This window comes from Pseudomonas sp. NPDC089534, assembly GCF_044749305.1.
Classification (GTDB): domain Bacteria; phylum Pseudomonadota; class Gammaproteobacteria; order Pseudomonadales; family Pseudomonadaceae; genus Aquipseudomonas; species Aquipseudomonas ekonensis.
This window is the reverse complement of sequence record NZ_JBIVHR010000064.1, coordinates 19,850-27,537: the sequence shown is the minus strand read 5'-3', so window position 1 is coordinate 27,537 and position 7,688 is coordinate 19,850. Positions and strand designations below refer to the sequence as shown.

The following is a 7,688-nucleotide window of genomic DNA, read 5'->3' as shown; positions in this document are numbered from 1 at the left end:
GGTCACTGCAGAACAGGTGGGAAATTCTGGCGGCGGTTTGAGGGTGTGGCGGTGAATGGTCTGACGCCATCGCCAGCAGGCCGGCTCCCACAGGAATCTCGGTTGAGCGCAGTGTTTGCGGTCACTGCAGAACAGGTGGGAAATTCTGGCGGCGGTTTGAGGGTGTGGCGGTGAACGGTCTGACGCCATCGCCAGCAGGCTGGCTCCCACAGGAATCTCGGTTGAATGCAGTGTTTGCGGTCACTGCAGAACAAGGTGGGAGCCAGCCTGCTGGCGATGGCGGTCGGTCAGGCGAAGACGGTCTTCGCCCCAAGCATCACGCGCCGTGGCACTTCTTGAACTTCTTGCCGTTGCCGCACGGGCAAGGGTCGTTGCGGCCGACGTCCTTCAGGGCGTTGCGCACCGGCTCCTGGTGGGCGTGGCCGCAGTTCGGGCCGTGGACATGGCCATGGTCGTGGTGGTGATGGTCATGATCGTGGTTGCAGTCAGGGCCATGGACATGAGGTTGCTGGGTCATCGGGGTCACTCCGGAATCAATTCGGCGGGGATTATCACGCCATTGCGCTCCAGGTGCACGTAGTGCGCGATGAATAAACCGGTTTCCATCTCGCCCTGCAGCCGGTAGGGGATCTGCTGGTTCGGGTTCTTCAGCAGTTTCACCACCTCTTTCACCTGGGGCCACAGGTTGGTGCGCACCGGCACCTTATAGAAAGCGCTGCGCTTGGGCCCCACCGTGATCCAGTGTTCGTGCTCGCCCTCGGTCAGCAGCAGGCCGGCCAGGTGCACGCGGTATTCGAGGCCGCGCACGGTCAGGTCGCTGTCGTTGGGGTTGTCGATGCGAAAGTGCAGGACGAACTTCTGCTCCAGCAGCTTGGCCCGCACCACCTCGACCCTCACCAAATGAACGGCCGGGTCGGGCAGGTCGTCGGCGAACCACGAGGCGCAGCCGCCCAGGCCCAGAAACAGCAGCAGGCTGAGGATTTGCAGGTTGCGCCATCGACCGGGCATGGAGTCACTCCTTTTCGGCCCAGTCTAGACGCCGCTCACCTCACGCGCCGAAATACCCGGCGCAGCACTTTTTGAACTTCTGCCCGCTGGCGCAGGGGCAGGCGTCGTTGCGGCCGGACTTCATCGCCACGGTCGGGTCGATGAAGTACCAGCGGCCGGCGTTCTGCACGAACGACGAGCGCTCGCGGTGGCTGTGTTCGCCCTGGCTGTCGTGCCAGCGGGCGGTGAAGGTGACGAAGGCGTGCTCCGGCTGGCCGCCGAGCACTTCCGAGCTTTCGACCTCAAGGCCGAGCCAGGTGCTCTGGGCGCTCCAGTCGCTGATCGACTGGCGGTCCAGCCCCGCTTGCTGGGCGGGCAGGGTGGTCGCCACCAGGTAGTCGACCAGGCCCAGCACATAGGCGCTGTAGCGCGAGCGCATCAGCGCTTCGGCGCAGGGGGCCGGATGGCCGGCGTGATAGTGGCCGCAGCAGGCCTCCAGCAGGTTGCCGCTGCCGCAGGGGCAAATGGCTGTACTCATCGCATTACCACCAGTATTTCCCGAAATTTTCCGGATTGGCCCAGAACTTCGAATTGAGCCAGTCGGGGACTTGCTTGTAGTCAAGCAGATCGTAGGTGAACAGGGTCAGCACTTGTTCGTCGCGGGCAAAGCGCTCGCTGGCCTGCAGGGCCAGGGAGTAGAAGTCCGTCTCCTGCCAGCCGCTGGCCGCAAGGTCCGCCAGCACGGCGATGCGGCTGGCATTGAGGTTGCGGATGCCGCCCAGCAGGTTCAGGCCGTCGCGCTTGGGCAGGTGCTCCAGGCAATCGACCACCAGCGCCAGGTCGAAGCGCCGCGCCGCCAGCTCATTGGGCAGGGCGCCTGGGGCGGCGTGGGCGACGCAGGTGTCCGGGTGGGCTTCTTTGAAGGCGGCCAGCGCCGGAAACTCGCTGGCGCCGATCAGCAGCAGGCGGGCCGGTGCGTAGCGGTCGAGCAGGGCGGCCAGCGCCTGCTGCGGCGTTCGGGCGGAAAGGGCGACGGTCATGAAAAATCCTCGGTCAAGGCGTCAAGACTAGCCTGCCGGGGCGCTGGAGCCTAGCGCCCTGTTTCGCGGGTTTGCGGCAATTGCGCCGAAGTCCCGTGAACAGGCGCGCAAACAGCCATGGCCTATTGCTGGCGGAGATTAAAACTCCGGTCTTTACTCCCTGAATCGGTTGCAAGCCGATCCCTCAGGAGAAAACTAGATGAGCATAGTTCGGACAGCATTACCCTTGGTTCTGCTAACCAGTGTGTTGACTGGTTGCGCAGGTTTGCAGAAAACCGACTGGCCGACCTGTGCGGCAGTCGGTGGTGTCGTCGGCGCAGGTCTCGGGGCGACGGAAAGTTCGTCCTGGGCCGGTTACGGCGCGCTGTTGGTCGGTGGTACGGCAGCGGCCTACTGCTGGGTGCACGGTGATGGCGACGAGGACGGCGACGGTGTGCCGGACAGCCGCGACAAGTGCCCCCATACGCCTCGTGGCGTGAAGGTCGACGCTGACGGCTGCCCTCCACCGGCACCTGCGCCAGTGGTAGAGGAAGCGGTCGTGGTCAAGGAAGAAACCATCGTGATCCGCGATGTGCACTTCCAGTTCGACAAGGCCACGCTGACACCTTCCGACAAGCAGGTTCTGGACAAGGTCGCCTCGCGCCTGAAACAGGAATCCTCCACCGCGCAACTGACCGTGACCGGTCACACCGACAGCGTGGGCAGCGATGCCTACAACAAGAAACTGTCGGACCGCCGTGCGCATTCGGTGGTCGAGTACCTGATCCAGCAGGGCGTGCCTCGCGCAAGCTTCGTGTCGGTGACCGGTGCGGGCGAAAGCCAGCCGGTGGCGGACAACAAGACTGCGGACGGCCGCGCGCTGAACCGTCGCACGGAAATCAAAATCGTGCGTTGAGCCCCTCGCATCCGCGGCTTGTGCAGTCGCGGATGCGGGTCTTTACTCCTGTGTAACCGGTATGGGCCGGTGACACAGGAGCTTTCACGATGAGTGTTCTCACAAGGTCCGTTTTGCCGGTTCTGCTGCTGGGCAGCCTGCTGACCGGTTGCGCCACCCACAGCGATGGCACCGCTCCCCTCAATCAACGCACGTGGCCGATCTGCAGCCTCATCGGCGGGCTGGTCGGCGGCGGTCTCGGCGCGCTCGAAAACGGCGGATGGGCGGGCGGCGGCGCGGCGTTGGGGATCCTCACCGGCGGACTGATCTGTTATGCCCAGGACGGCGATGAAGACGGCGATGGCGTGTTCGATCGCCGCGACCGCTGCCCCGACACCCCGGCCAACACGCCGGTCGACCACCGCGGCTGCCCGCTGCCGCAGTACCCGGCCACCGAGAAACCGGCTCCCGCTCCGCAGACCGAAGTCATCACCCTCAGCGATGCCGGCAACGTGCTGTTCGATTTCGACAAGTCCGACCTGACCCCGGCGGCGAAAGGCCAACTGGATTCGTTGATGGACAAGCTGCGCAACGCCGACGTGGTGAGCATCAAGGTCATCGGCCACACCGACAGCAAGGGTTCCGACGCCTACAACCAGGCCCTGTCGGAGCGGCGCGCCAGCAGCGTGGCGGCGTACCTGCTGAGCCAGGGGCTTGAGCCCGGCAAGCTCACCAGCGAAGGACGCGGCGAGCGCGAACCGGTGGCGGACAACAACACCGACGAGGGCCGAGCGCAGAACCGTCGGGTGGAACTGCACATCAACCGTTAGGAAATGTCTGTAGTCCGCAGACTAGAGCTGTCGGCCGCCGATCCTCGGCGAACCGGCAGCCGTCCGGCGGCTGAGGTTTTTTTTTCATTTTCCCCTCTGGCAAACCCTGTGCCGAAGCCGTTACTGTGCGCCCAAAGAATAATTCCGATACGGGGGAGCGTATGAAGCTGTTATGGGGGCTGGGGCGGTTGTTGACCCTGCTGTTCGTTTGCGTGGTGCTGGCCAATCAGTTGGTGCCGTTTGTCCGTCCGCTGCACCTGCTGGTCAACCTGGCCGGCGGTCTCTGGCTGCTGATCCACGTCCTTGAGGCGCTGCTGTGCAACCGCAGCCTCAAGGGGCGCCCGCACCCTTGGCGCGACCGTGGCCGCATCCTGCTGTTCGGCGTATTCCACCTGCAAACCATCCCGGCCCCGGCCGCCCCGGAGGCTTCCCATGCGTAAACTCTGCCTGCTCGCCGCATTCATCAGCCCACTGGCCTGCGCCCAGGTGGTCAGCGTCGAGACCAACTCCCTGATGCGCCTGCCCAACACCGCCAGCACACTGCAGCTGGAACGGCTGGAGGTCGCCGATTACGGCACCTTGCTGGTGCCGTCCAACGTCACCGAACTGACCGTCAAGGAACTGCGCCTGGGCCACGAGGCGCGGATCGCCATCGTGCCGGGCGAACAGGCGCTGGACATGAAAGTCAGCCGTGCGGATCTGGCCGAAGGCAGCCGGATCACTGCGCGCGGCGCGCCGGGCACGTATGAGAAGGCCGCCCGTGCCGGACGCAACCTGAACCTGCAGTTCAAGGCGCTGAATGCGCCGCAACTGTCGGTCGATGCCCGCGGCGGCACCGGTGCGCCGGGGTTCGTCGGCCTGGACGGCGCCAACGGCCAGGATCCGGGCTGCACCTGGGGCCAGGCCGGCCGCGGTTTCGACGGCAGCGACGGCAGCGACGGCCAGCCGGGCGCGCCGGGCGGCCTGGTGCGTCTCGAAGTGCCGCGGGATTTTCCGGCGCAGCTGATCAAGGTCGATGTGGCCGGTGGCGCCGGCGGCCCGGCGGGGCCTGGCGGCAAACCAGGGGCGGGCGGCAAGTCCAAGGGCTGCCTGGTGTACCGCGCCGACGGCGGCAAGAGCGGCCGTCCGGGGGCCGACGGCCAGCCGGGGCCTGTGGGCGCGGCAGGTTCCGTGACCGTGCAGCACCTGTAAGCCATTCCCCTCAGGCCAGGGAGCGGGCTCCCAGGCCTGAGCGATGTCGCGTGCGGCTCAGAACGTTGGCCGCGCCGCCGCCACCGCCACCAGCGCAATCCCGACCAGCAGGTTGATCCCCACCACCCGGCGGATCCGCCCCAGCACCGCCGCGCCCGCCGGCCAGTCCTTCGCCTCCACCGCCGTGCGCAGCTCCGGCAGCATCAATGCCTGAATCCGGATGAACAGCGCGGTCATCACCACGAACAGCCCCATCATCACCTGCACATAACGCGGCGCATTGTCGAAGCCGATCTGCTGCAAGTGCAGCATGCCCACGCCGGTGACCGGCAGCAGGATCACCGCGCCCCACACCCAGCGGAAAAAACCCTGAAACACTTCCACCCACAAGGTCAGCCGGCCGGGGCCGTCCAGCGCCTTGACCGCGGCGGGGCGCAGCACCATCCAGGCGAAGAACATGCCGCCGACCCAGACCAGGGCGGCCAGCACATGCAAGGGATAAACGAGGCTAAAAGGTGTCATTGGGGCACTCCGTTCTGCGCGGGACTGATTAGCGGGGTATGATAGCGGCCGATCCGAACCACTGAAAATTTATCCAGCGCTTTTTGCGCCCGACACCCCATGATCAGCACCGAACTCAAAACCACGATCCAGGGCGCCTACTCGCGTTTCCTCGAGGCCAAGAGCCTCAAGCCGCGTTACGGCCAGCGCCTGATGATCGCTGAAGTCGCCAAGGTACTCGGCGACATCGACACCGACGACGAAGGCAAGCGCAGCGGCGACCCCGCGATCGTCGCGGTGGAGGCCGGCACCGGTACGGGCAAGACGGTGGCCTACAGCCTGGCGGCGATCCCGACCGCCAAGGCCGCCGGCAAGCGGCTGGTGATCGCCACCGCCACCGTGGCCCTGCAGGAGCAGATCGTCTACAAGGACCTGCCAGACCTGATGCGCAACAGCGGGCTGAACTTCAGCTTCGCCCTGGCCAAGGGCCGCGGCCGCTACCTGTGCCTGTCCAAGCTCGACATGCTGCTGCAGGAAGGCCACGCGCAGACCGCCACCGCCCAGCTGTTCGAGGAGGAAGGCTTCAAGATCGAGGTCGACGAGGCCAGCCAGAAGCTGTTCACCAGCATGATCGAGAAGCTCGCCGGCAATAAGTGGGACGGCGACCGCGACAGCTGGCCCAACGCCCTGGAGGACGCCGACTGGGCGCGCCTGACCACCGACCACAGCCAGTGCACCAACCGCCATTGCCCCAACTTCGGCCAGTGCGCCTTCTACAAGGCCCGCGAAGGCATGGGCAAGGTCGATGTGATCGTCACCAACCACGACATGGTGCTGGCCGACCTCGCGCTCGGCGGCGGCGCGGTGCTGCCGGATCCGCGCGACACCATCTACGTGTTCGACGAAGGCCATCACCTGCCCGACAAGGCCATCGGCCACTTCGCCCATTACACGCGCCTGCGCTCCACCGCCGACTGGCTGGAGACCACCGCCAAGAACCTCACCAAGCTGCTGGCCCAGCACCCGTTGCCCGGCGACCTCGGCAAGCTGATCGAACAGGTGCCGGAGCTGGCGCGGGAGATCAAGGCCCAGCAGCAGTTCATGTTCAGCGCCTGCGAGCAGATCGCCGATTTCCGTCCAGGCGAAGACACCGAAGGCCGCGAGCGGCCGCGCCACCGTTTCGTCGGCGGGGTGATCCCCGAGCACATGCGCGAAATGGGCATCGAGCTGAAGAAGGGCTTCGCCCGGCTCAACGACCTGTTCACCCGCCTGACCGACCTGCTCAAGGAAGGCATGGACGGCGAGGTCAACATCGGCATCGCCAGCACCCAGGCCGAAGAATGGTATCCGCTGTTCGGCAGCCTGCTGTCCCGGGCCTCCGGCAACTGGGAACTGTGGACCGCGTTCACCGCCGAGGATCCGGAAGACAACCCGCCCATGGCCCGTTGGCTGACCCTGGCCGAAAGCGGCTCGCTGTTCGACATCGAAGTCAACGCCAGCCCGATCCTGGCGGCGGAGACCCTGCGCCGCAGCCTGTGGAACGTGGCCCACGGCTGCCTGGTGACCTCGGCGACCCTGACGGCGCTCGGCACCTTCGACCGCTTCCGCATGCGCGCCGGCCTGCCGAAAAAGGCCGTCACCGCCGTGGTGCCGAGCCCGTTCCATCACTCCGACGCCGGTGTGCTGCGGGTGCCGGACCTGAACGCCGACCCGCGGGACGCCGCCGGCCACACCGCCGCGATCATCCGCGACCTGCCGGACCTGGTCGAAGGCTCGCGGGGCAGCCTGGTGCTGTTCTCGTCGCGCAAGCAGATGCAGGACGTGTTCGACGGCCTCGACCGCGACTGGCGCAAGCAGGTGTTCATCCAGGGCAACCTGTCGAAGCAGGAAACCCTGAACAAGCACAAGGCGCGGGTCGACGGCGGCGATTCCAGCGTGCTGTTCGGCCTCGCCAGCTTCGCCGAGGGCGTGGACCTGCCGGGGGCCTACTGCGAGCACGTGGTGATCGCCAAGATCCCGTTCTCGGTGCCGGACGATCCGGTCGAGGCCGCGCTGTCGGAGTGGATCGAGGCCCGGGGCGGCAACCCGTTCATGGAAATCGCCGTGCCGGACGCCTCGCTCAAGCTGGTGCAGGCCTGCGGCCGCCTGCTGCGCACCGAAGAGGACCGCGGCATCATCACCTTGCTGGACCGGCGTCTGGTCACCCAGCGCTACGGCAAGGCTATCCTCAATGCGTTGCCGCCGTTCCGGCGTGAAATTTCCTGA

Annotated in this window: 10 protein-coding genes; 5 read left to right on the top strand and 5 right to left on the bottom strand. The window is 66.2% G+C overall.

Annotation, left to right across the window (positions count from 1 at the left end):
• Nucleotides 1-316: 316 nt before the first annotated feature.
• From ACIP0B_RS19230 to ACIP0B_RS19215, 4 genes are read right to left on the bottom strand one after another with little or no spacing between them, the layout of a single operon-like run.
• A complete protein-coding gene (locus ACIP0B_RS19230) occupies nucleotides 317-517 on the bottom strand; it encodes an SEC-C metal-binding domain-containing protein (protein WP_085581598.1) in 201 nt (66 codons plus the stop codon).
• A gap of 5 nt (nucleotides 518-522) precedes the next feature.
• A complete protein-coding gene (locus tag ACIP0B_RS19225; RefSeq protein ID WP_400835069.1) occupies nucleotides 523-1,008 on the bottom strand; it encodes an LEA type 2 family protein in 486 nt (161 codons plus the stop codon).
• A 40-nt stretch (nucleotides 1,009-1,048) separates the two neighbouring features.
• Nucleotides 1,049-1,525 (bottom strand): YchJ family protein, encoded by a 477-nt coding sequence (locus ACIP0B_RS19220; protein WP_400835066.1) that lies wholly within the window; start codon nucleotides 1,523-1,525, stop codon nucleotides 1,049-1,051.
• Between the two features lie 4 nt (nucleotides 1,526-1,529).
• Nucleotides 1,530-2,027, bottom strand: a complete 498-nt coding sequence (locus ACIP0B_RS19215; RefSeq protein WP_400835063.1) for a DUF6231 family protein — start codon at nucleotides 2,025-2,027, stop codon at nucleotides 1,530-1,532.
• Between the two features lie 199 nt (nucleotides 2,028-2,226).
• Between ACIP0B_RS19215 and ACIP0B_RS19210 the strand changes: the two genes are divergently transcribed.
• The 4 genes from ACIP0B_RS19210 (at nucleotide 2,227) to ACIP0B_RS19195 (ending at nucleotide 4,922) form a co-directional block, all read left to right on the top strand.
• Complete coding sequence (locus ACIP0B_RS19210; RefSeq protein WP_085581606.1) at nucleotides 2,227-2,922, top strand: OmpA family protein; 696 nt, start codon at nucleotides 2,227-2,229, stop codon at nucleotides 2,920-2,922.
• Nucleotides 2,923-3,011: 89 nt separating this feature from the next.
• Nucleotides 3,012-3,731 carry an OmpA family protein gene (locus ACIP0B_RS19205; protein ID WP_400835060.1) on the top strand — a complete coding sequence of 240 codons (720 nt, stop codon included), beginning with the start codon at nucleotides 3,012-3,014 and terminating at the stop codon, nucleotides 3,729-3,731.
• Between the two features lie 161 nt (nucleotides 3,732-3,892).
• On the top strand, nucleotides 3,893-4,171 hold the full coding sequence (locus tag ACIP0B_RS19200; RefSeq protein WP_085581610.1) for a DUF1145 domain-containing protein: 279 nt from the start codon (nucleotides 3,893-3,895) through the stop codon (nucleotides 4,169-4,171).
• Nucleotides 4,164-4,922, top strand: coding sequence for a collagen-like protein (locus tag ACIP0B_RS19195; RefSeq protein WP_400835056.1), 759 nt, complete (start codon nucleotides 4,164-4,166; stop codon nucleotides 4,920-4,922). Before ACIP0B_RS19200 ends, ACIP0B_RS19195 begins: the two co-directional genes overlap by 8 nt.
• A 57-nt stretch (nucleotides 4,923-4,979) precedes the next feature.
• Here ACIP0B_RS19195 and ACIP0B_RS19190 read toward each other — a convergent pair whose 3' ends face one another.
• Nucleotides 4,980-5,444, bottom strand: coding sequence for a CopD family protein (locus ACIP0B_RS19190; RefSeq protein WP_217893365.1), 465 nt, complete (start codon nucleotides 5,442-5,444; stop codon nucleotides 4,980-4,982).
• A 99-nt stretch (nucleotides 5,445-5,543) separates the two neighbouring features.
• Between ACIP0B_RS19190 and dinG the strand changes: the two genes are divergently transcribed.
• Nucleotides 5,544-7,688, top strand: a complete 2,145-nt coding sequence (gene dinG, locus ACIP0B_RS19185) for an ATP-dependent DNA helicase DinG (protein ID WP_085581616.1) — start codon at nucleotides 5,544-5,546, stop codon at nucleotides 7,686-7,688.

Coding starts and splice junctions, on each gene's coding strand:
- ACIP0B_RS19230 (WP_085581598.1), bottom strand. CDS start 517: ATGACCCAGCAACCTCATGTCCATGGCCCTGACTGCAACCACGATCAT.
- ACIP0B_RS19225 (WP_400835069.1), bottom strand. CDS start 1,008: ATGCCCGGTCGATGGCGCAACCTGCAAATCCTCAGCCTGCTGCTGTTT.
- ACIP0B_RS19220 (WP_400835066.1), bottom strand. CDS start 1,525: ATGAGTACAGCCATTTGCCCCTGCGGCAGCGGCAACCTGCTGGAGGCC.
- ACIP0B_RS19215 (WP_400835063.1), bottom strand. CDS start 2,027: ATGACCGTCGCCCTTTCCGCCCGAACGCCGCAGCAGGCGCTGGCCGCC.
- ACIP0B_RS19210 (WP_085581606.1), top strand. CDS start 2,227: ATGAGCATAGTTCGGACAGCATTACCCTTGGTTCTGCTAACCAGTGTG.
- ACIP0B_RS19205 (WP_400835060.1), top strand. CDS start 3,012: ATGAGTGTTCTCACAAGGTCCGTTTTGCCGGTTCTGCTGCTGGGCAGC.
- ACIP0B_RS19200 (WP_085581610.1), top strand. CDS start 3,893: ATGAAGCTGTTATGGGGGCTGGGGCGGTTGTTGACCCTGCTGTTCGTT.
- ACIP0B_RS19195 (WP_400835056.1), top strand. CDS start 4,164: ATGCGTAAACTCTGCCTGCTCGCCGCATTCATCAGCCCACTGGCCTGC.
- ACIP0B_RS19190 (WP_217893365.1), bottom strand. CDS start 5,444: ATGACACCTTTTAGCCTCGTTTATCCCTTGCATGTGCTGGCCGCCCTG.
- dinG (WP_085581616.1), top strand. CDS start 5,544: ATGATCAGCACCGAACTCAAAACCACGATCCAGGGCGCCTACTCGCGT.